Raw genomic sequence first — 23,976 nt, 5'->3', positions numbered from 1 at the left:
GTTGGTTACTGAAGTGACAGAAAAAATGGAAAAACTCATCAATTTCCTTGAGATTTCCATGATTGTTCTCCTTTCCAGTTTCTCTTTCTTAGAAATTCTCAATGGTAATTTACTGTCTCTCGCTTACCCCTGTTTTGTTTTTGTTTTGCTTCTTTCCCTGTTCAGACGCAAGTGGTTTAGAAATTTGAAAAATGAGATGAACGAAAAAAGTGAAGAAATGTCTGCCATGAATCAGGAACTTACAGCGTTAAACCAGCAACTCACAGCCGTGAATCAGGAGCTGGAAGCCTCTTACGAAAGTCTTCAGGTTCTCTCCACCCAGCTGGCCAGAATCATGGAAACCATGGGAGAAATGGATCTTGAAGTCGATCCTGTTCCCACTCTTGAGAGGATTTTTTACGACGTGAAAAAACTTGTAGAACCACTCTCAGGACTCGAATTGAAAAACTCGCAGAGAACCATCGTTGTCGGTGAGTTCACAGAGAATCTGCTTTACAAAGAAGCCGGAAAGACATCCGCCAAAATCTTCGTCAGTAGAGAACTCGAAAAAGACGAAGAGTTGTTCCTGAATTCCGTTCTGAACTTTTCTCTCTTTCTTCTGAACGCCCACGATTCGTATCTTGAGGTTATGAGAAACAGAAACACACTATCCAATATGATCAGTTCTCTGGAAGAGGTTTTAAACGTTTCAAGAAGAACAGAACTCATAGAGAAGATACTACACTATCTGAAGGACATGTTCCCCGGAATCGTTCTATCGTCCGTTTCTTTTCTCGAAGGCAGAGAAATAAAAACCTTCTTTTTGAGGGACGGTCAGGTTGAAATGGTCAATCTCAGAAAAGGAATCGTAGTAAAGGCTTTTGAAACAAAGAAGGATCTCTTCGTAAACGATGTGAGGGATTTTCCAGAGTTTTACGATGTCTCAAACGGAAGAACACGATCTGCAGCTGCCATTTTCTTCGAGTACGAAAACACACCTCTCGTCCTCGAAATCGAAAAGGACTCGGAAATCACCGAATACGAGCTCTCATCCCTCAAAATGATGGCAAGAATCTTGGCGATCTTCTTCTCGCGTTTGAGTCTCTACAGAAAACTCCGAAAAACTTTTTTCCAAACAATAGAAGCGTTCTCATATGCGGTGGAGCTGAAAGATCCCTACACCAGCGGACACAGCATGAGAGTCGCCGATTATTCACAGGAAATAGCCAGAAGGATGGGTCTCCCCAATCATGTGGTGGAGAGAATCAGAATAGCCGCCGTTCTCCACGACATAGGAAAGATAGGTGTCAAAAGCGCCGTTCTAAACAAAACTTCCAAGCTCACAAAAGAAGAGTACGAAGAAGTGAAAAAGCATCCGGAACTCGGTGAAAAACTGATCAGCAAAATCGAAGACTTCTCTGATATAGCGAAGATAGTGAGGCATCACCATGAATGGTACAGTGGTCAGGGATACCCGGATGGACTTCGCGGGGAAGAAATACCGTTGGAATCGAGGATCATCGCTGTAGCTGACGCGTTCGACGCAATGACAAGCGACAGACCGTACAGAAAAGCCATGGATAGAAAAACAGCCCTCGAAATTCTCCGCAAAAACGAAGGTCTCCAGTGGGATCCTGAAATTTTGAAGATTGCCATAGACTACTTCAGCGGATTTTGATGAATTTTATTCCTATCTTTTCGCACGCTCCATCGTTCAATTCGTCGTCCCCGTACATAACACAGTCTTCCGGAGAAGCACCCATCTTTTCACATATCTCGAGGTAGTACCTCGGGTCTGGCTTGCAAAAATGGAAGCTCTCCATATCAGTTATCAGATGAAAATCATCTTCCGACAATCCAATCCAGTTCAGTCGCTTCAAAATGGCGATCCTTGGAAAGACAGGATTCGTTGCCAGAACAACTTTTCCCTCTTTTTTCTTCTCTTTCAAAAGCCCCACTGTCTCTTTCACGGGTTTGACAGTATCTTTGAGCGAATCGAAAAGCTCGCTTTCGTAAAACTCCATGAAGAGTTCTTTCCATTTCTCTGCACTTCGTGACGTTTTCTTTTCAAGGCATTTCATGTATCTCTCCAGATTGGTCGATCCATCTGGATTCCTGGTTATTCCCTCCACACAACCAAGAACCAACTCCGGCGAGATCGAAACACCTCTATCTTTAGAGAAAGAAATAAGCTTCTTAAAATATTCCTCTGCGAATCCGTTGTCTTCTGCCAACGTGCCGTCGTAATCAAAAAGGAAAATTTTCACGTTCATCCCTCCTTTTTAACTATTCTAACACTGGTTCGATGATAGAATCTTTAACAGGAGGTGATCGGTTTTGGAAAGAGAAACCAGCGGAATAAAGCTTCTGAGAGGAGATCCCAGAAAAGCCATAGTGAAACTTTCAATTCCAATGATGCTCGCCATGCTGGTTCAGACAATCTACAACCTGGCCGATGGTATCTGGGTCGCGGGACTGGGACCTTACGCGCTGGCAGCGATAGGATTGTTCTTCCCTGTGTTCATGGTGATCATCTCCCTCGCCGCAGGTATAGGGGTCGGAGCGAGTTCGGTGGTGTCCCAAAAGATCGGCGAAAGAGACAAAGAAGGAGCAGATACCGCAGCTTCAGTTTCCATCCTACTTTCATTCGTTATTGGTTTTTTGAGTGTTGCGGTTATCCTTCCCTTCATCTCTGGTATTCTCAGTTTCGCTGGGGCCCAGGGAGAAACTCTCAGGCTGGCTCTCGAGTATTCGGTCATTCTCGTGTATTTCATACCTCTCATCATGTTCAACAACGTAGCGAATGGTGTTTTCAGAGGTGAGGGAGACGCGAAAAGAGCGATGATAGCAATAACAATAGGTTCTCTTTTGAACATAGGTCTGGATCCTGTGTTCATATACGTTTTCGGTATGGGTGTCAGAGGAGCAGCGTACGCCACCGTGGTATCAATTGCTATTTCTTCCTTTCTGATCGCGTACTGGATGTTTTTCAAGAAGGACACGTACGTATCTTTCCACCTGAAATGGGACGGAGAAATCTTGAAGAGAATACTGAAGATCGGTATTCCGGCTTCGCTGGCACAAGCTTCGATGTCGGTGGCGATCTACGTGCTCAATGTATTCGCAGTGAAAGCAGGAGGAGACTACGGGGTGGCGATTTTCACGAGCGCGTGGCGTGTCATAAATTTTGGGACGGTTCCGCTCATTGGTATGGCCATGGCAGTTACATCCGTAACAGGAGCCGCATTTGGTGAAAGAAACGGAGAGAAACTCGAAACGGCACATCTCTACGCTGTGAAACTCGGATTTTTTGTGGGACTGACAGTGATGGTCGCGATTTTAATTTTTGCTCCATACATTGCAAAGCTGTTTACCTATTCCCAAGAAGGTGAGAGGTTGTACAACGATCTGGTGAAAGCTCTTAGAATCCTGAGTCTTTTTCTTCCGGGTGTTCCCTTTGGAATGTTCACTTCCTCCATGTTTCAAGGAGTGGGGCAGGGATTCAAAAGTCTGATTGTCACCATTATGAGAACTGTGATTATGCAGGTTGTTTTTTCGTGGCTGTTCGTCTTCGTTCTGAGAATCGGACTTGTGGGAGTTTGGTGGGGCATCGTTCTTGGAAACGCCACATCGGCTTTCATCACCTTCAACTGGGGAAGGTTCACAGTGAAACACCTCAAGAGAGAGTTTCAGAAAAACATTGTATAGGAGGGGGTCGAATGCTCAGGTTAGAGGCCAATTACTCCACAATCGAGAAGATCGTTTTAAAAAGCACCGAAGGACTTTCTCAATTCTCACTCTCCAAAGAGGATGAAAACCTTAAGGTGAAACTGAAACACGGTTCCTTTCCTTTTTCCCTGTCGGTGAAGGTCAAAGTCGTATCAACGCAAAAAACGCCCGATGATCCTATCATTCTGAAAGTAGGGGTGCCCTCTTTCCTAATGGAAATGCTGAAAAGCAGAATAGAGCGAGAAGGACTGGAAGTTCACGGGAACGAGATTCACATCTACCCCAAAAAGATAGCGAGATTTCTCGAGGATCTGATCGTATCGAGATTGGAATTCGAAGACGACAGAGTGATACTTCACCTCGAGGAGGTCTGATCCTTGGCGACCTTCTGCAGAGGCTGACAGTTTCTGAGGATGAAGTATCTGGAAGCCTCTATTTGCTGTATGGCCTTTACATAGCCATCTAAAAACTCCACGTACCTTTGAGGAGTACCATTTTTTCTGTCGACAGCCAAACTCTTATCCAGTCTACCGTCCCATGAGACAATGAACACTCGGTTGTCGTCTATGAAAGATCCGTCCGGAACGTGATATCTCAAAGCAGCAAAACCATGTTTCGCGTTCAGAAGATCCTGCCCCATGAAGAAACCTTCTCTGTAATTTATTCCCATCACATTCAGGATCGTGGGAAGAAAGTCTATCTGTCCTCCAGGGATGTTGACCACTCTACGAATGTTCTTTCCAGGGATGTGGATAGCAAAGGGAATGTTGAGGGCGATTTCGAAAGAAAATTCTCTATCCAGGATCTCGGGTATCTTCGTTTTGACTTCCCTGTTGAATGGATACAGGCCCGCGTGGTCACCGTAGAGAACGATCACAGAGTTTTCGTAGAGGCCAGCTCGTTTCAATTCATCAAGAAAAACACCGAACGCTTCATCGGCGTAATGTATAGCCTGCAGATAGTGTCCAACGATGGTATCTGATATGTCTTCAGGAAGTTCGAGTTTTCTGTGCTCTTCAGGAATAACAAAGGGAGTGTGACTGGATATAGTTATCAAAAAAGCGTAGAAGGGTTGTGGATAGTTTCGCAGTTTCTGAACAGCCTGCTTGAAGAAAGAAACATCTGCCAGTCCCATCCCGAAAACCTCATCTTGCTGGAAATCCTCAAGACTCACGAATTCGTCAAAACCGATGTGTTTGTAAACCTCTTCTCTGTTCCAGAACCAGCCAACGTTTCCATGAAACGCTATTGTGTGATAGCCGTTTTGTTTCATAATTCTGGGCAAAGCAGGAAGGTTTATCACGGGGTACTCTTCATAGACCACACTGTCTCCCAGTGTGTGAAGAGAGGTGTTCACAACAAACTCGGCGTCGGCTGTGTTCCCGCTCCCCACCTGCTGGTAGCAGTTCGAGAAATAGACGGTTCCGGAGTCTCTCAAAAATGAATTTATGTTCGGCGTGATCTCTTGCCCGTTCACTTCAAGACCGATCACGAAATTCTGCAGCGATTCCATCTGAACGACTATCACGTTTTTTCCTTTTCCTATTCCAAAGAGGATTTTTTGAGAGGGTTCAGCTGTTTCACTTCTAACGGAAGAAACCGCCAAATCGTTGTTTTCTTCTTTCTTGTTCACAAAGAGATTGATGATGTCCTGAACGTGATAATCAAAAACACCGTATCTGTTGAAGACAAACTTCGACTGCAGATTCTGAGAGGTGTGGACGGCACCGAGAAAGGTGAAAGACAGAACCAGGACAAAAAGCGATGACAGAGAAAACGTTCGCTTCGTGTTTTCTTTGAAGAAGAACCACACAAAAGGAAGATCTGCCACAAAGAGAAGAGAGTACAAATCGATGAAGTACTTGATTTCACCGCCGAGATTTCCCACTTGAGGAAGCAGAACTACTTCCTTAATGGATGGAAGGTTTCCGAAGTTCTGAAAATACAAAAAATCAACGAATAACATAAGGGAGAGCACCGTGTAAAGAAGCTTGTGCCCTCCCTTAAAAACCAGAAGCAGCAACATCAACCATCCTGCGGTACTGAAAACAACGGAAACGCTGAAAGAACTCAAAGTAGGTACGTAGAAAAGAACGATCTTTGCTGCCAGAAAAACTATCAGAAGATAGTCGCTCATTTCATTCTCCTGTCGATGTAGAAGGTGTAGATTCTTCTGATGCTTTCATGGCTTCGAGAATTGATTCCACCTGATTGTAGGCAGACTCGTAATCCATGAAATTTGGATCGATTTTTTTCATCTCATCAAGGTAATACTTCGCAGACGTGGGATCGTTCAGTGCAAGGCTCATATCGTAGAGCATGTAATAAGAGTCGAGACGTATGCTGGTAGAAGCGTCCGTTGCATTGGCCACTGTGTAGAGACCGAGAAGAACCCCAAATATCTGGTTCGGATCGTAGGTTCCAGTTGACAGATAAGGTTTGATCTGGTTGTAAAGATTGGAGTAATAGCTGTACCTGATGTTGATGTCGTTGGGGTGCAAGCGGTACGCGTATTCCAGTACATACGTGGAAGACGGGTAGTTCTCGTAAAGATAATCCACAACTGTTTTCTTTTTGTTTTCCACATCTGCTTTCTGTTTCTCAAGTTCCTCTTTTTTTGCATCGGCTTCTTCAATGGAGAGTTTCCCGTACTTCTTTATAAGATCCTCATCTGGTTCCTGAGAATTTTCAAGCACTGTTCTGTACTGAGTCAATTCGGCTATCTGTTTGGTGAGTTCCTGGATCTTGCTGTCGGAGAGAAGGACGAAGAGAGATTTCAGCTCATCAGATGTTTCTGTTACCAGGTTTTCTCCCTGGAAGAGAAGGTTCGCCAGTTTTCCGTAGAGGTCTTCTTCGTTCTTGAAGTACTTCCACCAGTATTCAAGAACCTGATCGTTGAACGCGTACGATAGATTTTCTTCCTTCATGAACTCTTCCAACCACTTCTGGAATTTTTCCTGTTCCAGCTTCGTTTTCACATCACTGTACGCGTCGCTGTTCTCGAAGGCGTTGAAATCTGTGAGAACCGAGGAAGTCTTCACCCTGAACACGTACCACTGATCGAGGAAAAAGAACGGTCCAACAATCGAACCTGGAGTGGCACTGAACAGAGCCGTGTCTATTTCATCCGGGAAAATCCCCCTTGTAGCGTTGGAAAAAGGTTGAACAGTAACATTCATACTGGAAGCTGCTTCATCGAAACCCACCTCACTTGCTTTTGCAATGAACCCCTGAGCCGTGGAACTGCTGTCGAACGACACAGCTTCTATGTCAACTCTGTCGTACTGCTTCTGAAGGTCTTCCTTGTTTTCCTCGAAATATTTCTTTATTTCATCCTCGGTGACAACTCCCACTTTTTCCTGAACCTTCTTGATGGTGAGCTGAACTCGAATTTGAGGCTCCAGGTAGTTCTTCTCGTAGTTCGAAAGACTTCCGTACGTTCTCTCTATCCGGTTGAGCTGATTTTGATCGTTCTTTATTGTTTGGATAACGTTGTTCACTTCCTGGTTGATTTCTTTCTTGGAAGGCTTTATGTCGTTCTTTTCCGCATAGTAAAGAACCACTTTCTGCTGGAGAAAGACGTCCGCTATCAGAGCTTTGAGTCTGGGTTCCTCAAAAAGTGGATCTAGAGATATGATCTGATAAGAACTCAACAGGTTGGAGTAGTAGTCGTTCACTTCCCACGGCATGAGCCAGTAGGTAGGATCGTTCAGAGCCGTTCCGTCTTTTGTGATGTAAGCGAGACTCTGTTCGAGGGAGTATTTAACGTTGTTCTGGGTGTTTCTGAGGTTGATAGACACCGACCACCAGATCATACCCGCCACGAACGCAATAGCAATCGTCCAAATAATGACCCCTTGCCACTTTTTCATCCATTTTCTCATTCTTCAAACCCTCCTTCGAATTCCGCCTCTTCTTCCTCGAACTTTTTGGGTTTCACAATGGGGAAGGGAATCACATCCCTTATTGTGGGAGAATCCGTGATGAACATGAAGAGCCTGTCAAGACCAATTCCCAGTCCTCCCGTGGGAGGCATTCCATACTCGAGGGCCCTCACAAAATCGAGATCCATCATGTGTGCTTCTTCGTCCCCCTCTTCTCTCATTTTCGCCTGTTCGAGAAATCTCTGGTATTGATCAACGGGATCGTTCAGCTCACTGAACGCGTTCGCGATCTCCCTTCCAAATATGATGAGTTCGAACCTTTCCGTGAGTCTAGGATCCTCTCGGTGTCTTTTGGCAAGAGGGGAAATCACCACAGGATGATCGATTATGAAGGTGGGATTCACCAGTTCTTCTTCCACCAGATCTCTGAGTTTATCTATGAGGTGTGCTCTGTTCTTTATTTCCAGTTCCACTCCATATTCTTCGAGCTTCTTCAACAACACTTCATCGGGATCTTCGAGGATGTCCACCCCGAGTTTTTCTTTGAGAAAGTCTCTCATTCTCACTCTTTTCCAGGGTGGTGTGAAGTCTATCTCCTTGCCCTGGTAGGAGATTTTCAAGGTGCCGCATGTTCTTTTCACAACTTCCACTATCAGTTCTTCAGTGAGATCCATCATATCGTTGTAATCCGCGTAAGCCTGGTAGATTTCTATGCTGGTGAACTCGGGACTGTGTTTGTAAGATATTCCTTCGTTTCTGAAGTTCTTTCCTATCTCGTATATCTTCTCAAAACCGCCGATGATCAACCTCTTCAGGTAAAGCTCCGGTGCGATTCTCAGATACATATCTATATCAAAAACGTTTAGGTGGGTCACAAAAGGTCTCGCTTCCGCACCACCTGTGACGTAATGGAGGATAGGCGTTTCCACCTCGATGAATTCCCTGCTGTTGAGAAATTCCCGTATCACTTGAACAGCCTTGAAGCGCTTTCTGAACCTCTCAATAGCCTCGTCGCTTACGATGAGTTCGAGGTACCTCTGCCTGTATATGATTTCCTTATCTTTTATGCCGTGCCACTTCTCGGGCAAGGGACGTAGAGCCTTACTCAGAAGCGTGTATTCTTGAACGTAAATGGTCAACTCTCCGGTTTTGCTTTTGAACGGAAAGCCTCTTACTCCTATAAAGTCACCTATTTTGACGTGTCTTTTGAAGAGATCCATTTTTTCCTTTCCAACAGAATCTGCCCTTACGTAAGCCTGGATTCGACCTGTGTCATCTTTCATGTGAAAGAAGGCCGTCTTTCCATGGTGGCGTATCGACATGACTCTCCCTGCGAAAGAGAGTTTTTCAGATTCAAGAACTTCTCCAGCTTGGAGATAGTCGTACTTTTCTCTTATTTCCCTGGCTGTGAGTTCTTTTTCGAATTTGTAGGGATATGGCTCTATACCCATAGAACGAAGTTCCTGTATCTCATTGAGACGTTGTTCTTTGAACTCTTTCAGCACACAACCACCTCCGTTACTTGTTCATAACCGCTATCACCTGATAACGCTGAACACCACTGGGAGCTTTTACCTTTACCACATCTCCCACCTTTCTACCGAGAAGACTTTTGCCCAGTGGAGAATCGGAGCTCAACTTTTGAGCGAAAAAGTCTGCTTCCTGAGGTGTGACGATTCGAAATTTGTGTTCTTCACCGGTATCCAGGTTCCTTATAACAACCCATTTTCCCAGTGTAATTTCATCGTTTTCCTCAGAATCTTCTATGATCTCCGCGTTGCTCAGAATCTGTTCGATCTCCATGATCCTGCTTCCAACACGCCCCTGTTCGTTCTTCGCAGCTTCGTACTCCGAGTTTTCCGATAGGTCTCCGAGTTCCCTCGCTTCTTTTATTCTTTCAGAGATCTCGTACATGAATTTCCTTTTCAGATCTTCCAATTCCTTCTTCAGCTTCTCATAGCCTTCACGGGTGAGACGAACTTTCTTCATTGTTCTTCGCCCTCCTTCTCTCTTTTTAGTTCTTTCACAATTTCCAAAAATTGATCCACTTCCCTGAAATCACGATAGACTGAAGCGAATCGTACGTAAGCAACCTGGTCCAATTTCTTCAATTCCTCCATAACCAGTTCTCCTATTCGTTTCGTTTCAACTTCGAAGGATCCTTCTTCTCTGAGTTTCAAGCAGATTCTGTTCACAGCTTCCTCGATCTGCTCGTAGGTGACAGGTCTCTTCTCACAAGCTTTTATCATACCATTTTTTATCTTTTCCCTGTCAAACTTCTCCCGCCTGCCATCCTTTTTTACAACAAGAACAGGTGCTTCTTCGTATCTCTCGTAAGTGGTGAATCTTTTACCACAAGAAGAGCACTCTCTGCGTCTCCTGATAGCGGTTCCATCGAGAGTGGGCCTCGAATCAAGCACTCTTGTGTCCATCGAACCACAAAACGGGCACTTCATTTTACATCACCAAACCTTTCAGCTATTTTGATAATTCTTTTCAGTTTCGAGTATATTTGAGATTTTGTGAGATTCAACTTTTTCCCCAGCTCTCTGAGTGAGAGCTCTTTGTTTTTCAATCGAACCAGGGCGACTCTTCTCAAATCTTCGGGTAAGTTTTCGAGTCCCATGTTCTCTTTTATAACCTCTATCGCACGTATCTGACGAGCTGTACTGTTGGCCGTTCTGATGGCGTTCGCTTCTATAAAGTTTACTGTTCTGTTCACATCACCGATCACTTTTCTTTCAGTGACGATTCGATCTATCTCTTCAAGCTTTCTCTGAACCCCTACGGCTTCGAGGAACACAAGAATATCCTTTATAGACTTTATATAAAGTTTTCTTGTATTCCTGAGTTCTACAATGCCTGCGTTTATGTTGAAGAAATCTTTCAAACTTTTCTTTGTGAGAGCGAGCGTTTCTTCCTCAAACAGATTGATTTCCAGATGATAATGATACCTTGGATTCGTCATGGATCCTCCGCTGAGAAACAACCCTCTCAAAAATGAAACAAATAGGGCTACGTCGAAGAACGGTTCTATCACCATGAAACTTTCCGAATACTCCGCGGTGATTTTTATGTACCTCTTCTTTATGTTGTGTGATTTCTCTACAATTATCTCCGAAACGGGTTTTGAGAGATACTTCATTAAATTCAAAAGCCGCCTCGAGGCGGCAAAAGAATGCAAAGAAAAAACGATATGCCTGCTCTTGACGTCCAGATCACCTCGCGCTTTTATGAAACCCAATAGTTCCGCTATAACCTCATCACGACTTCCAAAAGGGACGTTCACGAGTTCCTCTTTTATCTCCTCAGAGAAAGTTCGCCTCAAGAGGCTCACCACCTCGAAATTCTCTCTATCACATCCGCCAGCTTCACAGAGTCGTGTCTTATCTTTCTTTGACCATCTGAAGGATCTACTACCTCTATAAGAAAAGGCTCTGCTAAAATGGTGTTCTGTATGTTTTCAGCGTCGATCTCCACGAAATCGCTTCCCTCTTTTCTATACCTTTCGAGCACCTCTTCAGAGGGCTTGCGGGTGTTCACCAGCACGAAATCCACGTTTTGCTCCAGGTACCTTTCGAGTTCTTTGACGTGGTCCGAAACCCTGTATCCTGTTGTTTCACCTGGCTGGGTCATGAGGTTACACACGTATATTTTCTTCGCTCTTGATCTTTTTATCGCATCCTTCACACCGTTTACGAGAACGTTTGTGATGATACTCGTGTAGAGACTCCCTGGACCAAAGATGATGATATCGGCCCTTTCAATCGCCTCGAGGACTTCAGGAAGTGCATCGATCGGTCTATCCAGCCTGACTTCGACTATTTTTCCACCTCTTCTGACGATGTTCGTTTCACCGATCACCTCTTCTCCGTCTTCGAACCTTGCCACAAGTCTTGCGTGATCTTCGCTTACGGGTAGGACTCTCCCTTTTATAGCGAGCACCCTCTCCAAGATCCTTATGGCCTCCGAAAAACTTCCTTCGATCTTGGTAAGAGCCGCTATTATCAGGTTTCCCAGGCTGTGTCCCTTTAAAGACCCCTCGCTGAAGCGGTAGCACATAAGCTTCGCAAGAAGATCCTCATCTTTTGCCAGAGCCACGATGTTGTTTCTCACATCGCCTGGAGGTGGCACGTTCAGTTCTTTTCTTAACTTTCCAGAGCTTCCCCCTTCGTCCGTAACTGAGACAACAGCGGTTATTTCAAAAGAATCGATGTTTTTCAAGCCTTTCAAAAGAGTGGAAAGTCCCGTCCCTCCACCTACAGCAACCACCTTCACCGTTCACACCTTCTCTATGTCCCTGTGCTTCTCAATGACTGTAAAACCTTCTTTTTCCAACATTTCTTTCAGTCTGTGTGCGATATACACGGATCTATGCTTGCCACCGGTACATCCTATTCCCACAGTGACTATCCTTCTTCCAGTTCTCTGGTACTCTTCTATCGCCACCTTTAGTACTTCATAAATCTTTTCGATGAACTCTTCCACCACCGGATAATTTTTAAAGTACGCTTCTACCTTGCTATCCAAACCCGTCTTTGAAGAAAGTTCCGGTACGTAGTGTGGGTTCGGGAGAAAACGAGCATCAAAAACGAAATCCGCGTCCATTGGGATTCCGTGTTTGAATCCGAAACTCATTATTCTGACAGAGGTTCCACCGGACTGGTTCACGAGAAAGTGCGTCAGAGTTTCGCGCAGTTGATGTGTGTTCATGCTGGTTGTATCTATCACAACGTCCGCAATTTCCTTTATACGAGACAGGATTTTCCTCTCCTTCTCTATGGCATCTTCCAGCCCTATTCCGTCCTTCTGAAGAGGATGCCTTCTTCTCGTTAGAGCGTATCTCCTCAAAAGTTCTTCCGTGGATGCTTCCAAAAAAATCACCAGAGTGTTTGTCTTTTCTTTTATTCTTTCAACCGCTGATATGGGATCTCCGAGGTGTTCGCTTCGCACATCAATGGCCATCGCCATCTTTTCGAGGTCGGAACTCATGAAAAGCTTCAAAAGTTCCTCCAGTATGTTACCGGGAACGTTATCAACACAAAAATACCCCAGATCCTCCAGAAAACCCATCGCGGTGGTTTTACCTGCTCCCGAAAGCCCGGACACAACGACTATTCTTTTCAAGGTTCCTGATCACCTTCCCTGAGTGCTTGAGAGAGTTTTTTCTTCAGATTTTTAATCCTCTCACTCATTTTCACATTTTCGAGCACAGTGTTGGCCAACATGACGAACAGGATGTTATCTATCCCCACTTCGTCGATGAATTCTTCATACCGCTTGAAGTCTTTTTCTATTTTCTCTATGGTTTGATTGACTATCTCCAGATCCTCATCAGTAACGAGATTGTACACTTTCTTTCCAAGTCTAACGCTTATTTTCTTCCTCATCCTGTATCATCCCCTGATCGGTTGTGAGGGAGAGAAAACGCTGAATTTTCTCCACAAGCGTGTTCAGGGACCTTTTGTGTTGCTCGATGGTCTTTTCCAGCTGCTCCTTCTCCTTTTCTAAGTGAAGTATCCTTTCATTCAACTGTTTCACCTTCGACCACAGTTCTCTGTTTTCTTCTTTCAGCTTTCTGTAATCTTCTATCATTGTATCGAGAATCCTTTCGAGATCCTCCAGTTCTTTCATTTGTTTTCCCCCCTTCGTGATTATATTAACACATCACGAATCGTTTTTATAACCAGGTTTTCAGGTACTTCAAGACCTCGGAGCAGGATCTTTGCACCCCTTTCTGTATAGTCCATCTCAACAAGCTCCAAATCCATCATCTCCACAATTCTGAACACGTTGTTCAATTCCTGATAATCTACCTCCACTTCGAATTCTTTCATGAGCCTCAGCTTTCTCAACTCCGCCCCCTTGACCGCCATCTCAGCAGCTGAAGAGTAAGCTTCTATGAGCCCACGAACACCCAGTTTCACTCCACCGAAATATCTTGTGACAACGATCGCTGTGTTCATAAGATCGTATTTTTTTAGAACCCCGAGGATTGGTCTGCCCGCCGTTCCGCTCGGCTCACCGTCGTCCGAACTGTGTTCAAGGATACCGTTCGGAGAGAAAATTCTGTAAGCCCAGCAGTTGTGAGTGGCATCCCTTTTCGAAACTTCTTTCAACTTCTCACGAAAGTCTTTTTCATTCGTTATCGGAAATATGGTGGCATAGAACTCTGATCTTTTAACGTTGATTCTTTCCGTGTGGGTTTTCACCACTGTCTTCCATTCCACCAAATTTCAACCTCCGTTTCCAACTCCACACCGTATTTCTCTTTCACCTTTTTTCTCACAAACTCAATGAGTTTCATCACGTCATCGAAAGTAGCACTTCCTGTATTCACAATGAATCCCGCGTGTTTTTCCGATATCTGAGCTCCTCCAATTCTGTAACCCTTCAACCCTAAGGATTCTATGGCCTTTCCCACGTAGAAATCCTCTCTTGGTCTCTTGAAAACGCTTCCCGCACTTGGAAGGTCAAGGGGTTGTTTCTCCAAACGCCTCCTCATGTAATCCTCCATCTTCGCTTTTATAGTTTCCTTCTTTTCTTTTTTGAAACTCATCATCGCACGTGTTATGATTAATTTCTCCCTTTTGAACGTACTGTCTCTGTAGCCGAAAAAAATCTCGTTCTTCGAAAGCCAAATTTTTCTTCCATCTTTTAAAACCTCGACTGCTTCGATGAACTCTCCGATCTCTCCACCGTACGCCCCCGCGTTCATAAAGATAGCTCCCCCCACGCTCCCCGGTATCCCGTACGCGAACTCCAGCCCTCCGAGTTCCGCTTCCATCAAAAATAGACAGAGCCTCTTCAGGGGAGTTCCACTTTCTACCAGTACCTTCTCTCCCTTTATTTCAATTTGATTCAACCTTTCTGTTTTCAACACTGCGATATCCAGATCTTCATCTTGAACCAGAAGGTTCGTACCGAGTCCCATTATTTGAAACGGAAAATCCTTCAGAACGGTGATGGCTCGTTCTAAGGAAAAAACATCGTTTGGAAGGACAAGATATTTCACCCTTCCACCGATTTTTATGCTGGTGTGGCAGGAAAGTTTTTCGAACATCCTCACGTCACAGCCTGCTTTGTAAAGAGATTCAAAGATTTTGTCCAAAGATATCCCTCCTTAGACTCTATAGTATAATTTCAAACTGGGAGGTGTTGACTTGAAGAATCTACTCGATCTTTCTTACGAAGAACTGGTAGCCGAAGTCACGAGCCTGGGTCTCGAGCGCTACAGGGCAGATCAGATTCTGGACTGGGTGTTCAACAAAAAAGTGAACAACTTCGATGAGATGACAAACCTTTCAAAACAGCACCGTGCTCTTTTGAAAGAGCACTTCTCCATTCCTTTCTTGAAACTCCTCGACAAGAAGGTTTCCAGAATAGATGGTACCACCAAATTCCTCTGGGAACTCGAGGACGGGAACACAATAGAATCTGTGATGCTTTTCCATCCGGACAGAATAACGGCCTGCATCTCAACCCAGGTCGGATGTCCTGTGAAATGCATCTTTTGTGCCACAGGAATGAGCGGATTTGTCAGAAATCTGACCACAGGAGAAATAGTAGCACAGATCCTTTCCATGGAAAGAGAAGAGAAGAAAAAAATAGGAAACGTTGTGTACATGGGAATGGGAGAACCTCTTCTGAACTATGAAAACACAATAAAAAGTATAAGAATACTGAACCACAAAAAGATGGGAAACATAGGTATCAGGAGGATCACGATTTCGACAGTTGGAATCCCGGACAGAATAATCCAGCTGGCTGAAGAGGGGCTCGATGTGAAGCTCGCTCTTTCACTCCACGCACCGACGAACTTCAAGAGAGATCAGCTCGTTCCCTTGAACAAAAAGTACTCCATCGAAGAGATCCTGAATGCGGTGAAGATCTATCAGAGAAAGACGGGAAACCGTGTAACTATAGAATACGTGCTCATAAGGGGCATAAACGATGAAATAAGCGACGCAAAGAAACTGGCCGAAATCTTGAAGAACATGAAAATCTTCGTGAATCTGATCCCCGTGAATCCAACGGCGGAAGACCTAAAAAAACCATCGCGAGAACGACTTTTGGCCTTCAAGAGGATACTGTTGGAAAACGGAATCGAAGCAGAAATCAGACGGGAAAAAGGTAGCGACATCGAAGCGGCCTGTGGTCAGCTGAGGCTGAAGAGAATAAAATCAACATCATGAAGGTGTTTCTCGGAATATTAACGGGCATTGCGGTTGGTGGTCTTCTCTTTCTGTTCGCAGTGAAGCTTTATCAGAATCTGTACAGCACGGTACCGGATGTTGTCGGGCTTTCTGGAACAGAAGCGTGTGAAAGACTGAAGGCATCTGGTTTGTTTTGCGACACGTCTTCTTCCGAAACGGTGTTGGAGACCTATCCACGAGCCGGTTCAAGGGTGAAAAAGGGGAGAACGGTAAACCTCTATTACGAAAATCCCCAGAAAAAAATTGTGCCTCGTCTTTCACAGCTGAATCTCTCAGTTGCAGAAGAGATCCTGAAAAGGCTCGGATGGAATTACGAAACCGTTTATTTTCCTTTCGGCACAGAAAAAGACAGGGTTCTCGCAACCTATCCGGAAGAGGGGCAGATCTACAAAGGAAAATTAATTCTTCTGATCGATACAGGTGAAAAAGAAAACTATTTTTTGGTGGAAAATTTCGTGGGTAAGAAGATCGATGAATTGAAAGACAATTCTCACATTTTACTTCTTGGAATGGGTGATACGGTGGTGGCACAGTACCCTCCTGAAGGTTCCATAGCAACGGAAGTTATCCTCATCCTTGGGGAGGAATGAATTTGAGAAGAAAAGGAATAGTGGTGAGTTTTCACTCGAACATGGTCACAGTCGAAGACGAGGAAACCGGTGAAAGAATCCTCTGCAAACTGAGAGGAAAATTCCGTCTGCAGAACCTCAAGATATACGTTGGAGACAGGGTGGAGTACACACCGGATGAAACAGGATCCGGAGTCATAGAGAACGTGCTGCACAGAAAAAATCTGCTCACCAAACCTCACGTTGCAAATGTGGACCAGGTGATCCTTGTGGTGACAGTGAAAATGCCGGAAACTTCGACCTACATAATCGATAAATTTCTTGTTCTCGCCGAAAAAAACGAACTGGAAACGGTGATGGTCTTCAACAAGATGGACCTCTACGACGAGGCCGACCTGAAGAAAGTGAGAGAACTGGAAGAGATCTATTCTGAACTCTATCCAATCGTTAAAACCAGTGCGAAAACTGGAATGGGGATTGAGGAGCTCAAGGAATATCTGAAGGGAAAGATCAGCACAATGGCCGGACTCTCCGGAGTTGGAAAAAGTAGCTTGCTCAACGCCATAAATCCGGGCTTGAAGCTTCGCGTGAGCGAAGTTTCAGAGAAACTCCAGAGAGGAAGACATACCACAACAACTGCCCAGCTCTTGAAATTCGATTTCGGTGGTTATGTGGTCGATACTCCGGGCTTCGCAAATCTGGAGATCAGCGACATAGAACCCGAGGAACTGAAAAACTACTTCAAGGAATTTGGAGACAAACAGTGTTTCTTCTCAGATTGCAACCACGTGGATGAACCGGATTGTGGAGTGAAAGAAGCCGTGGAGAACGGAGAAATCGCAGAGAGTCGATACGAGAATTACGTGAAGATGTTTTACGAGCTTCTGGGAAGGAGGAAAAAGTAATGGCGAAAATAGCAGCTTCAATTCTCGCATGTGACCTTGCAAGACTGGCCGATGAAGTGAAAAGAGTGGAGGAGCACGTGGATATGATCCATTTCGATGTCATGGATGGTCACTTTGTTCCAAACATTTCCTTTGGACTTCCCGTTCTGAAAGCCCTCAGGAAAGAAACAAAACTTCCCATAAGTGTACATCTGATGATCACCAATCCCGAAGATTACATCGACCGCTTCATAGAAGAAGGCGCAGATATGGTTGCCATCCATTACGAATCGACCTTTCATCTCCACAGGTTGGTCCATCGTGTTAAAGACCTTGGAGCACAGGCCTTTGTTGCCATAAATCCGCATACCCCCATCAATCTTCTTTCAGAGATCATAACCGACGTCGATGGTGTACTGGTGATGAGCGTCAATCCCGGTTTCTCTGGTCAGAGGTTCATAGCAAGGAGTCTTGAGAAAATAAGAAACCTGAGAAAGATGGTGAAAGAACTGGGACTGGAAACGGAAATCATGGTCGACGGCGGTGTAAACGAAGAGAACGCATCGATACTGGTTAAAAACGGTGCGACGATCCTTGTGATGGGATACGGTATCTTCAGAAACGACAATTACGTTGAACTGATAAAGAGCATCAAACAGGAAAGAGAGGAATCTGCTGACTGAATCTGTTCGATTTTCCGTTTTTCTTCGTGTGGTTTTTGAAATTCCTCTCCAGAATTTCATAAGCTCTGTTTATGACCCTGTCGGGGATACCCGCTATCTTTGCGACCTCTATTCCGTAACTTCTGTCTGCCACACCGTCCACCACCTTGTGGGTGAATATCACGTTTTTGCCTTCTTCTTTTACCAGAATGGTTTTGTTCTGGACCTGCGGAAAGTGTTTTTCGAGTTCGGTGAGTTCTGTGAAGTGAGTGGCAAACAGCACCTTACATCCTCTCTTTATGAGTTCCTCTGAGATTGCCCAGGCTATGCTGACGCCGTCCTGGGTGCTCGTACCTCTTCCCACCTCGTCCAAGAGAACCAGGCTCTTTTCCGTTGATTTCAGCAGGATGAGTGCCATCTCGTTCATCTCGACAAGGAACGTACTTCTACCACCAGCGAGATCGTCTCTGGCACCCATTCGCGTGAAAATCCTGTCGAACACGGGAAGAATCGCCTTCTGCGCCGGCACAAACGATCCTATCTGCGCCATGAGGGATATGAGACCCACCTGTCTGATGAAAGTGGACTTCCCGCTCATGTTGGGACCCGTTATTACCACAAATCTCTTCTCGTTGTCCATGTAAATATCGTTTTCAACAAAATTCTGTGTGAACCTTTCAACGACCGGGTGTCTTCCACCTTTGATCTCCAGTCTGTCTTCTGAAAAGACGGGTTTTGTGTAGTTGTACAGGATAGCATCGTAGGCCAATGTCGAAAGCACATCCATCTTTGCCAGATCCTCTGAGAGCTTGAGGAGAACTTCTTTGTGCTTTTTCACCTCCTCACACACGCTTTTGAAGAGTTCCTTTTCCATTTCTTCTATCCTCTCTTTAGCGGCCATTATCTTTGTCTCGAATTCCTTCAATTCAGGTGTGATAAATCTTTCAGAATTGACGAGTGTTTGTTTTCTTTCGTAATCATCGGGAATCTTGTCCAGATTCGCTTTCGTCACCTCTATGTAGTAACCAAAGACCTGGTTGTATCCAACCCGCAGTTTTTGGATACCCGTTCTTTCTCTCTCCTTCTCTTCGAACTTTTTGAGCCTCTCTTCGGCATGTTCCAGAAGATCCCTGTATTCATCGAGTTCAGATGAGAATCCTCTCTTTATAACCTTTCCCTCGCCGGGGCTTCCCAGCGGATCATCTTCGATGGCTCTTCGAAGCAGATCAACCAGTTCTTCCGGGAAAGCGAGTTTATTGAACACACCGAAGTTTGAAAGAATTTCGTTCAGTTTCGGAATGATCTCCAGTGTCTCTCTGAGTGCCACTAAGTCCCTGGGAACGGATCTGTTGTATTCCACCCGCGAAACGATCCGCTCCACATCCCTCATGTTCGAAAGAAAGTTCCTCATCTCCTCCAGGCTCACCCTGTCGTTCACCAGTCTTTCCACAGCCTCGAGCCTTTCTTCGATCTGCTTTCTGTCGACCAGAGGGTGGAGAATCCACTTTTTCAAAAGACGAGCCCCCATAGGAGTTTCCGTGTTGTTCAGCACATCGAAAAGATTCTTTCCCCTGTCACCGGGAATCAAAGAAAGATTTTCCACCGTTGCGGAATCGAGTATCATGTAGTCTCTCTGGGAGATGAGAAGAGGGGGTTTCAGATTCAGATCTTCCGTGATCATCGTGTACTTGACATACTTTATAAGTGCTGCAAGGATCTTCAGCGCAAGGGGTGAAAGTTCGAAATGATGAATGTCCTTCAGATTGTAGGCTTTTTCCACTTCTTCCAGATCGGAGAAATACCACTCACTTATGGATTCTGTGTAAACACCTGGAAAGCGTTCCTTCAAAGAAGATTTCAGGTGCTCTGAACAAACGATCTGGGAAATGGAGTAATTCTTCAGCAGGTCCAACGTTTCCTGTTCGTCTGAACTTTCATGAACCAGGACCTCACCTGTCGAGACATCACAGAAAACCGTACAGTACCTTCCCTTCTCTTCTGAAACAACGGCCATGTAGTTGTTCGTTTCGCTGAGAAACTCATCCTCTACGATAGAGCCAGGAGTGACAACGCGCGTGACTTCCCTTCTGATCAATTTCTTCGACTTCGAAGGTTCTTCCATTTGATCGCAGATTGCCACCTTGTAGCCCGCTTCGACGAGCTTTTTCAGGTAGGTGTTCAGCGCGTGGTACGGAATGCCCGCCATGGGAGCGTCCTGCCTTCTTGTGAGAACTATGTTCAGAACCTTTGAAACGATCTTTGCGTCTTCGAAAAACGCCTCGTAAAAATCTCCCAGACGAAACAGCAGAATGGAATCTTTGTACTGTTCTTTTATTCTCAGGTACTGTTCCATGAGGGGAGTTACCTTCACCGTTTCACCACCTTCACCATCCTCAAGTGCGGAATGTTCGCTTCGTAGAAGATCTCTCCTTCCGCCCTGTAACCGAGTCTCTCGTAGAACTCTCTCACCTGGATTTGAGCGTTTAAAACGATTTTTCGAACTCCTTTAGAGAAAAGCTCTCTTTCCACACTCTCCATGAGAAATCTTCCGTATCCCTTTCCTCTTTCTTCCTTCAGAATCGCCACACGTTCTATCTTGAACGTTCCATCATCGATCTTTCTTATCCTTGCGGTTCCTATGAATTTTCCTTCCTTTTCGAGAAGCACGTGAACACTCTCAGGATCTTTCCCATCGAGTTCTTCTTCCTCAGGAACTCCCTGCTCTTCTATGAAAACCTTTCTTCTGATGTTCAAAGCTTCTCTCAGGAGTTCTTCGTCGTTCTCAAAAAAGATCACCTTCATCTCGAATCACCTCTCAGGATATTTTAACCCCGGGTGATAGAATCTTCAGGAGGAGGTGAAAATTATGAGAAGCTTGTTGTTTCTTTTATTCGCATCGACAACGATCTTTGCAGCACCCGTTCTCATTCTTTTTCAGGACAGTGCGATCCTCATGGAAAGTTTATCCGTGAGCGGTACAGAAACCATCTCCGTTCCTCAGGGATGGGACGTGATGGATGTAATCGGAGCAAAAAGCTGGTACGTGGTTTCGGAAAAAGAACCTTCCTGGGAAGAAATTATAAAAGGAAAAACCGTCAAAGCGGTGGACGAACCTCCCTCACAGTTCGAAGTGATAAGTACTTCTCCTCTCGTTTTGAAAAAAGACACGAAGTACTACGTATACAACTCCGCGTTGAAAAAGTGGCTTGTTCTGGAATACGAAGAACCCCAGATCGGTCGGAAACTCGTGATGAACGGACAGGGAAAGGTAACTTTGCTTCTGCGTTCCTCAGGAAGCTGGAACGTCAGGTACTATCTCTTCGAAGATACTCTCACAGGAAACGCCTTTCTATCGGTCTCTGGTGTGGAAAGCGCGGATGTTTTTTTAATTTCCAGGCCCGCTGGGGAAACTTCCATTTGGAAAGGGATGTACCTCAGCGTTTCGGCCTCAAGAGAAATGCCCGAAGAACACGAGTCTGAGGAAGTCAAGGTTTATCACCTCGGCAAGTTGAAAGATCTGGACAAATCCCCTGTTGTGAATCTCATAGAAACGAATTTGCCCATCACTAACGAGTACTACTCGTACTCTTTTGCAGTGAATGACTCGAGTTTCGATTATCAGAAAACCACCTTCACGAGAAGTTTCAAGACTCCTGTGGATCTTCCGGGAGGCACGGTGAGCATATTCTCTAACATTTCCGGTGTGGATATAATGATCGGGGAAACAAGCATCCCCGACACTCCGAAAAACTCCCTTCTGGAGCTTCCCGTAACGGACTCCTGGGACGTTCGCGTGAGAGGAGAGATTCTGGACGAAAGAAACTACAAAGACACATACGAATACGAAAGGACTTGGAGAGTGACCGTTCAGAACCTGAACGAAACAGAATCGAAGGTGAGAATCAACGTCTACGGAAATATGCTGAGACTGCTCAGATTTTCCATCAAACCGTTGAAAGAAACTTCAGACCAGATCGTTTTCGAATTGATCGTTCCGGCCAATTCAGAAAAAGAATTCGAATTCACAGTGAGAAGCGGGTGGTGAAGATTGGTAAAGGCACTCTTCAGTTTACTCTTCGTTGCGTTCATCTGGGGATCGACATTTCCTATACAGAAGATCGTACTGGTGGGAGTCTCTCCCACCTTTTATATCGCCGTTAGATTCTTCATCGCAGCACTGGTTTCTTATTTTCTATTTGGAAAGGGGAACGTCAAGTACGGATCGATCCTTGGAACACTCCTGGGAATTGCCTATACCACACAAACGTGGGGACTCACGATCACCACCTCCACGAAGAGCGGTTTCATCACATCGATGTACATCGTTTTCGTTCCGGTCTTTGCGTATCTTCTGGAGAGAGAAATTCCAACGATATTCCAGATCGTTTCCTTTTTTGTCGCAAGCCTGGGACTTTACATGATCTCAGGTGGAATCAAAGGCTTCAACTTCGGGGACTTTCTCACCTTGATCTGTGCGGTGAGCTTTGCCTTGCACGTTGTCCTGATAACGATGTTCTCAAAGCGAGTCAAAGAAGTGGATCTCCTCTTTCCACAGTTTCTGGTAGTGGGGATTTTGAACCTGATACTGAATGTTTTCTGGAAGAACTGGAACTTCACACTCCCAGCTGTTGGAAGTGCTGTCTTCACCGCTCTTGCGGCCACCATTCTGGCCATCTACCTTCAGGCAAAATACCAAAAAGCGCTTGGAAACAACGTGTCTGCGATTGTTTTCCTGGGAGAACCTGTTTTCGCAGCAGTTGTTTCTTATTTCATGCTGGGCGAGACGATGGCAGGGAAACAGCTTTTAGGGGCAATCCTCCTTTTGATCTCCATGGTGTTTTCCAGTCTGGAACGTGTTAAAATAGTTCGTGAAGCGAACCAAAAGGGGAGGGATGAGTGTGAAGATTCTCTTTAAAAACGCCACGGTCTTTCCCATAACTTCCAGACCCTTCAAAGGAGATGTGCTTGTCTCGAACGGAAAAGTGGAAAAGTTGGGAGAAAACATAGAAGATCCCGACGCGGAAATCGTTGATCTGACGGGAAAATTCCTGTTTCCTGGTTTCATCGACGCGCACTCCCACATCGGGCTCTTTGAGGAAGGAGTAGGGTACTATTACAGTGATGGAAACGAAGCTACGGATCCCGTCACACCGCATGTGAAAGCACTCGATGGTTTCAATCCGCAGGATCCGGCCATAGAGCGGGCTCTTGCCGGTGGAGTCACATCCGTGATGATCGTTCCTGGAAGCGCCAACCCGGTGGGTGGACAGGGAAGTGTGATAAAGTTCAGGTCCATAATTGTGGAAGAGTGCGTTGTGAAGGATCCCGCAGGTTTGAAGATGGCGTTCGGAGAAAATCCAAAGAGGGTCTACGGTGAGAGGAAACAAACTCCTTCAACGAGAATGGGAACAGCGGGAGTGATCAGAGACTACTTCACTAAAGTGAAGAATTACATGAAGAAAAAGGAACTCGCCCAGAAAGAAGGAAAAGAATTCACCGAAACCGACCTGAAAATGGAAGTCGGCGAGATGGTCCTCAGAAAGAAAATTCCTGCCAGGATGCACGCCCACCGAGCGGACGACATCCTCACCGCCATCAGAATAGCAGAGGAGTTCGGTTTCAACCTCGTCATAGAACACGGAACGGAAGCGTACAAGATTTCTAAGGTGCTAGCGGAGAAAAAGATACCCGTCGTTGTGGGACCACTCCTCACCTTCAGAACAAAGCTGGAACTGAAAGATCTGACGATGGAAACTATCGCAAAACTCCTGAAAGATGGGGTTCTTATAGCCTTGATGTGTGATCACCCGGTGATTCCTCTCGAGTTTGCAACCGTTCAGGCGGCAACTGCCATGAGGTACGGTGCAAAGGAAGAAGATCTGCTGAAGATCCTGACGGTGAATCCTGCTAAGATCCTCGGCCTCGAAGATAGAATCGGTTCCATTGAACCTGGAAAGGACGCGGATCTTGTGGTCTGGAGCGGACATCCGTTCGATATGAAATCCGTGGTGGAAAGGGTTTACATAGACGGAGTGGAAGTCTTCAGAAGATGA

At 45.3% G+C, this 23,976-nt stretch carries 25 protein-coding genes; 10 read left to right on the top strand and 15 right to left on the bottom strand.

Annotated elements, in window-relative coordinates; genetic code table 11:
* Positions 1 to 13 precede the first annotated feature (13 nt).
* Positions 14 to 1,657, top strand: coding sequence for an HD-GYP domain-containing protein (locus MC24_RS03165; protein ID WP_038052390.1), 1,644 nt, complete (start codon positions 14 to 16; stop codon positions 1,655 to 1,657).
* Here the strand turns inward: MC24_RS03165 and MC24_RS03160 are convergent.
* Positions 1,644 to 2,246 (bottom strand): HAD family hydrolase, encoded by a 603-nt coding sequence (locus MC24_RS03160; protein WP_038052387.1) that lies wholly within the window; start codon positions 2,244 to 2,246, stop codon positions 1,644 to 1,646. The genes MC24_RS03165 and MC24_RS03160 overlap by 14 nt on opposite strands.
* Positions 2,247 to 2,373: 127 nt before the next feature.
* Between MC24_RS03160 and MC24_RS03155 the strand changes: the two genes are divergently transcribed.
* Both MC24_RS03155 and MC24_RS03150 read left to right on the top strand, forming a co-directional pair.
* Positions 2,374 to 3,687, top strand: coding sequence for an MATE family efflux transporter (locus MC24_RS03155; protein WP_052125265.1), 1,314 nt, complete (start codon positions 2,374 to 2,376; stop codon positions 3,685 to 3,687).
* An 11-nt stretch (positions 3,688 to 3,698) separates the two neighbouring features.
* The gene (locus MC24_RS03150) at positions 3,699 to 4,082 is read left to right on the top strand and encodes a hypothetical protein (RefSeq protein WP_038052382.1); all 384 of its coding nucleotides are present in this window, start codon (positions 3,699 to 3,701) and stop codon (positions 4,080 to 4,082) included.
* Here MC24_RS03150 and MC24_RS03145 read toward each other — a convergent pair.
* The 12 genes from MC24_RS03145 to murB are packed head-to-tail and all read right to left on the bottom strand — an operon-like array spanning position 4,064 to position 14,703.
* Complete coding sequence (locus tag MC24_RS03145; RefSeq protein WP_038052379.1) at positions 4,064 to 5,845, bottom strand: LTA synthase family protein; 1,782 nt, start codon at positions 5,843 to 5,845, stop codon at positions 4,064 to 4,066. The genes MC24_RS03150 and MC24_RS03145 overlap by 19 nt on opposite strands.
* Position 5,846: 1 nt before the next feature.
* The gene (locus MC24_RS03140) at positions 5,847 to 7,592 is read right to left on the bottom strand and encodes a peptidyl-prolyl cis-trans isomerase (RefSeq protein ID WP_038052376.1); all 1,746 of its coding nucleotides are present in this window, start codon (positions 7,590 to 7,592) and stop codon (positions 5,847 to 5,849) included.
* Positions 7,589 to 9,097 carry a lysine--tRNA ligase gene (lysS, locus tag MC24_RS03135; RefSeq protein WP_038052373.1) on the bottom strand — a complete coding sequence of 503 codons (1,509 nt, stop codon included), beginning with the start codon at positions 9,095 to 9,097 and terminating at the stop codon, positions 7,589 to 7,591. Before lysS ends, MC24_RS03140 begins: the two co-directional genes overlap by 4 nt.
* Before the next feature lie 13 nt (positions 9,098 to 9,110).
* Positions 9,111 to 9,581 carry a transcription elongation factor GreA gene (gene greA / locus MC24_RS03130; RefSeq protein ID WP_012310961.1) on the bottom strand — a complete coding sequence of 157 codons (471 nt, stop codon included), beginning with the start codon at positions 9,579 to 9,581 and terminating at the stop codon, positions 9,111 to 9,113.
* On the bottom strand, positions 9,578 to 10,048 hold the full coding sequence (gene nrdR / locus MC24_RS03125) for a transcriptional regulator NrdR (protein ID WP_004082223.1): 471 nt from the start codon (positions 10,046 to 10,048) through the stop codon (positions 9,578 to 9,580). The genes greA and nrdR overlap by 4 nt, the downstream gene beginning before the upstream one ends.
* Positions 10,045 to 10,929: a DNA-binding protein WhiA gene (gene whiA, locus MC24_RS03120; protein WP_235280286.1), complete on the bottom strand. Its 885-nt coding sequence runs from the start codon at positions 10,927 to 10,929 to the stop codon at positions 10,045 to 10,047. Before whiA ends, nrdR begins: the two co-directional genes overlap by 4 nt.
* Entirely contained in the window at positions 10,926 to 11,870 is a 945-nt protein-coding gene (locus MC24_RS03115; RefSeq protein ID WP_038052367.1) for a YvcK family protein, read from the bottom strand. Before MC24_RS03115 ends, whiA begins: the two co-directional genes overlap by 4 nt.
* A gap of 3 nt (positions 11,871 to 11,873) precedes the next feature.
* The gene (gene rapZ / locus MC24_RS03110; RefSeq protein WP_012310959.1) at positions 11,874 to 12,719 is read right to left on the bottom strand and encodes an RNase adapter RapZ; all 846 of its coding nucleotides are present in this window, start codon (positions 12,717 to 12,719) and stop codon (positions 11,874 to 11,876) included.
* The gene (locus MC24_RS03105) at positions 12,716 to 12,982 is read right to left on the bottom strand and encodes a hypothetical protein (RefSeq protein ID WP_012310958.1); all 267 of its coding nucleotides are present in this window, start codon (positions 12,980 to 12,982) and stop codon (positions 12,716 to 12,718) included. Before MC24_RS03105 ends, rapZ begins: the two co-directional genes overlap by 4 nt.
* A complete protein-coding gene (locus MC24_RS03100; protein ID WP_012310957.1) occupies positions 12,960 to 13,226 on the bottom strand; it encodes a DivIVA domain-containing protein in 267 nt (88 codons plus the stop codon). Before MC24_RS03100 ends, MC24_RS03105 begins: the two co-directional genes overlap by 23 nt.
* Positions 13,227 to 13,246: 20 nt before the next feature.
* Positions 13,247 to 13,822 (bottom strand): IMPACT family protein, encoded by a 576-nt coding sequence (locus MC24_RS03095; RefSeq protein WP_038033115.1) that lies wholly within the window; start codon positions 13,820 to 13,822, stop codon positions 13,247 to 13,249.
* A complete protein-coding gene (murB, locus tag MC24_RS03090) occupies positions 13,801 to 14,703 on the bottom strand; it encodes a UDP-N-acetylmuramate dehydrogenase (RefSeq protein ID WP_012310955.1) in 903 nt (300 codons plus the stop codon). Before murB ends, MC24_RS03095 begins: the two co-directional genes overlap by 22 nt.
* 52 nt (positions 14,704 to 14,755) lie before the next feature.
* On the opposite strand from murB, the gene rlmN reads away from it, so the two are divergent.
* Genes rlmN through rpe form a run of 4 tightly spaced genes read left to right on the top strand, consistent with a single transcriptional unit; the run spans position 14,756 to position 17,944 of the window.
* A complete protein-coding gene (rlmN, locus tag MC24_RS03085) occupies positions 14,756 to 15,787 on the top strand; it encodes a 23S rRNA (adenine(2503)-C(2))-methyltransferase RlmN (protein WP_012310954.1) in 1,032 nt (343 codons plus the stop codon).
* Positions 15,784 to 16,398, top strand: coding sequence for a PASTA domain-containing protein (locus tag MC24_RS03080; protein WP_012310953.1), 615 nt, complete (start codon positions 15,784 to 15,786; stop codon positions 16,396 to 16,398). The genes rlmN and MC24_RS03080 overlap by 4 nt, the downstream gene beginning before the upstream one ends.
* Complete coding sequence (gene rsgA, locus MC24_RS03075) at positions 16,395 to 17,282, top strand: ribosome small subunit-dependent GTPase A (protein WP_128080949.1); 888 nt, start codon at positions 16,395 to 16,397, stop codon at positions 17,280 to 17,282. Before MC24_RS03080 ends, rsgA begins: the two co-directional genes overlap by 4 nt.
* On the top strand, positions 17,282 to 17,944 hold the full coding sequence (rpe, locus tag MC24_RS03070; RefSeq protein WP_011943568.1) for a ribulose-phosphate 3-epimerase: 663 nt from the start codon (positions 17,282 to 17,284) through the stop codon (positions 17,942 to 17,944). Before rsgA ends, rpe begins: the two co-directional genes overlap by 1 nt.
* On the opposite strand, the gene mutS is transcribed toward rpe, so the two are convergent.
* Positions 17,913 to 20,294: a DNA mismatch repair protein MutS gene (mutS, locus tag MC24_RS03065; protein ID WP_038052364.1), complete on the bottom strand. Its 2,382-nt coding sequence runs from the start codon at positions 20,292 to 20,294 to the stop codon at positions 17,913 to 17,915. The two genes, rpe and mutS, sit on opposite strands and share 32 nt — an antisense overlap.
* Positions 20,291 to 20,725, bottom strand: coding sequence for a GNAT family N-acetyltransferase (locus MC24_RS03060; protein WP_012310950.1), 435 nt, complete (start codon positions 20,723 to 20,725; stop codon positions 20,291 to 20,293). The genes mutS and MC24_RS03060 overlap by 4 nt, the downstream gene beginning before the upstream one ends.
* A gap of 64 nt (positions 20,726 to 20,789) precedes the next feature.
* Between MC24_RS03060 and MC24_RS03055 the strand changes: the two genes are divergently transcribed.
* The 3 genes from MC24_RS03055 to MC24_RS03045 are packed head-to-tail and all read left to right on the top strand — an operon-like array spanning position 20,790 to position 23,976.
* Positions 20,790 to 21,968, top strand: a complete 1,179-nt coding sequence (locus tag MC24_RS03055) for a hypothetical protein (protein WP_012310949.1) — start codon at positions 20,790 to 20,792, stop codon at positions 21,966 to 21,968.
* Positions 21,969 to 21,971: 3 nt separating this feature from the next.
* Entirely contained in the window at positions 21,972 to 22,838 is an 867-nt protein-coding gene (locus MC24_RS03050) for a DMT family transporter (RefSeq protein ID WP_038052362.1), read from the top strand.
* The gene (locus MC24_RS03045) at positions 22,816 to 23,976 is read left to right on the top strand and encodes an amidohydrolase (RefSeq protein ID WP_011943573.1); all 1,161 of its coding nucleotides are present in this window, start codon (positions 22,816 to 22,818) and stop codon (positions 23,974 to 23,976) included. The genes MC24_RS03050 and MC24_RS03045 overlap by 23 nt, the downstream gene beginning before the upstream one ends.

This window comes from Thermotoga sp. Mc24 (assembly GCF_000784835.1).
Taxonomy (GTDB): domain Bacteria; phylum Thermotogota; class Thermotogae; order Thermotogales; family Thermotogaceae; genus Thermotoga.
This window is presented reverse-complemented; position numbering and strand designations above follow the sequence as displayed.

What these genes read in the sequence shown, in the direction of transcription:
- rpe (WP_011943568.1), top strand. Translation starts at nt 17,282, where the DNA reads ATGGCGAAAATAGCAGCTTCAATTCTCGCATGTGACCTTGCAAGACTG.
- MC24_RS03100 (WP_012310957.1), bottom strand. Translation starts at nt 13,226, where the DNA reads ATGAAAGAACTGGAGGATCTCGAAAGGATTCTCGATACAATGATAGAA.
- MC24_RS03045 (WP_011943573.1), top strand. Translation starts at nt 22,816, where the DNA reads ATGAGTGTGAAGATTCTCTTTAAAAACGCCACGGTCTTTCCCATAACT.
- MC24_RS03150 (WP_038052382.1), top strand. Translation starts at nt 3,699, where the DNA reads ATGCTCAGGTTAGAGGCCAATTACTCCACAATCGAGAAGATCGTTTTA.
- MC24_RS03140 (WP_038052376.1), bottom strand. Translation starts at nt 7,592, where the DNA reads ATGAGAAAATGGATGAAAAAGTGGCAAGGGGTCATTATTTGGACGATT.
- MC24_RS03080 (WP_012310953.1), top strand. Translation starts at nt 15,784, where the DNA reads ATGAAGGTGTTTCTCGGAATATTAACGGGCATTGCGGTTGGTGGTCTT.
- MC24_RS03055 (WP_012310949.1), top strand. Translation starts at nt 20,790, where the DNA reads ATGAGAAGCTTGTTGTTTCTTTTATTCGCATCGACAACGATCTTTGCA.
- nrdR (WP_004082223.1), bottom strand. Translation starts at nt 10,048, where the DNA reads ATGAAGTGCCCGTTTTGTGGTTCGATGGACACAAGAGTGCTTGATTCG.
- greA (WP_012310961.1), bottom strand. Translation starts at nt 9,581, where the DNA reads ATGAAGAAAGTTCGTCTCACCCGTGAAGGCTATGAGAAGCTGAAGAAG.
- MC24_RS03105 (WP_012310958.1), bottom strand. Translation starts at nt 12,982, where the DNA reads ATGAGGAAGAAAATAAGCGTTAGACTTGGAAAGAAAGTGTACAATCTC.
- MC24_RS03060 (WP_012310950.1), bottom strand. Translation starts at nt 20,725, where the DNA reads ATGAAGGTGATCTTTTTTGAGAACGACGAAGAACTCCTGAGAGAAGCT.
- rsgA (WP_128080949.1), top strand. Translation starts at nt 16,395, where the DNA reads ATGAATTTGAGAAGAAAAGGAATAGTGGTGAGTTTTCACTCGAACATG.
- MC24_RS03145 (WP_038052379.1), bottom strand. Translation starts at nt 5,845, where the DNA reads ATGAGCGACTATCTTCTGATAGTTTTTCTGGCAGCAAAGATCGTTCTT.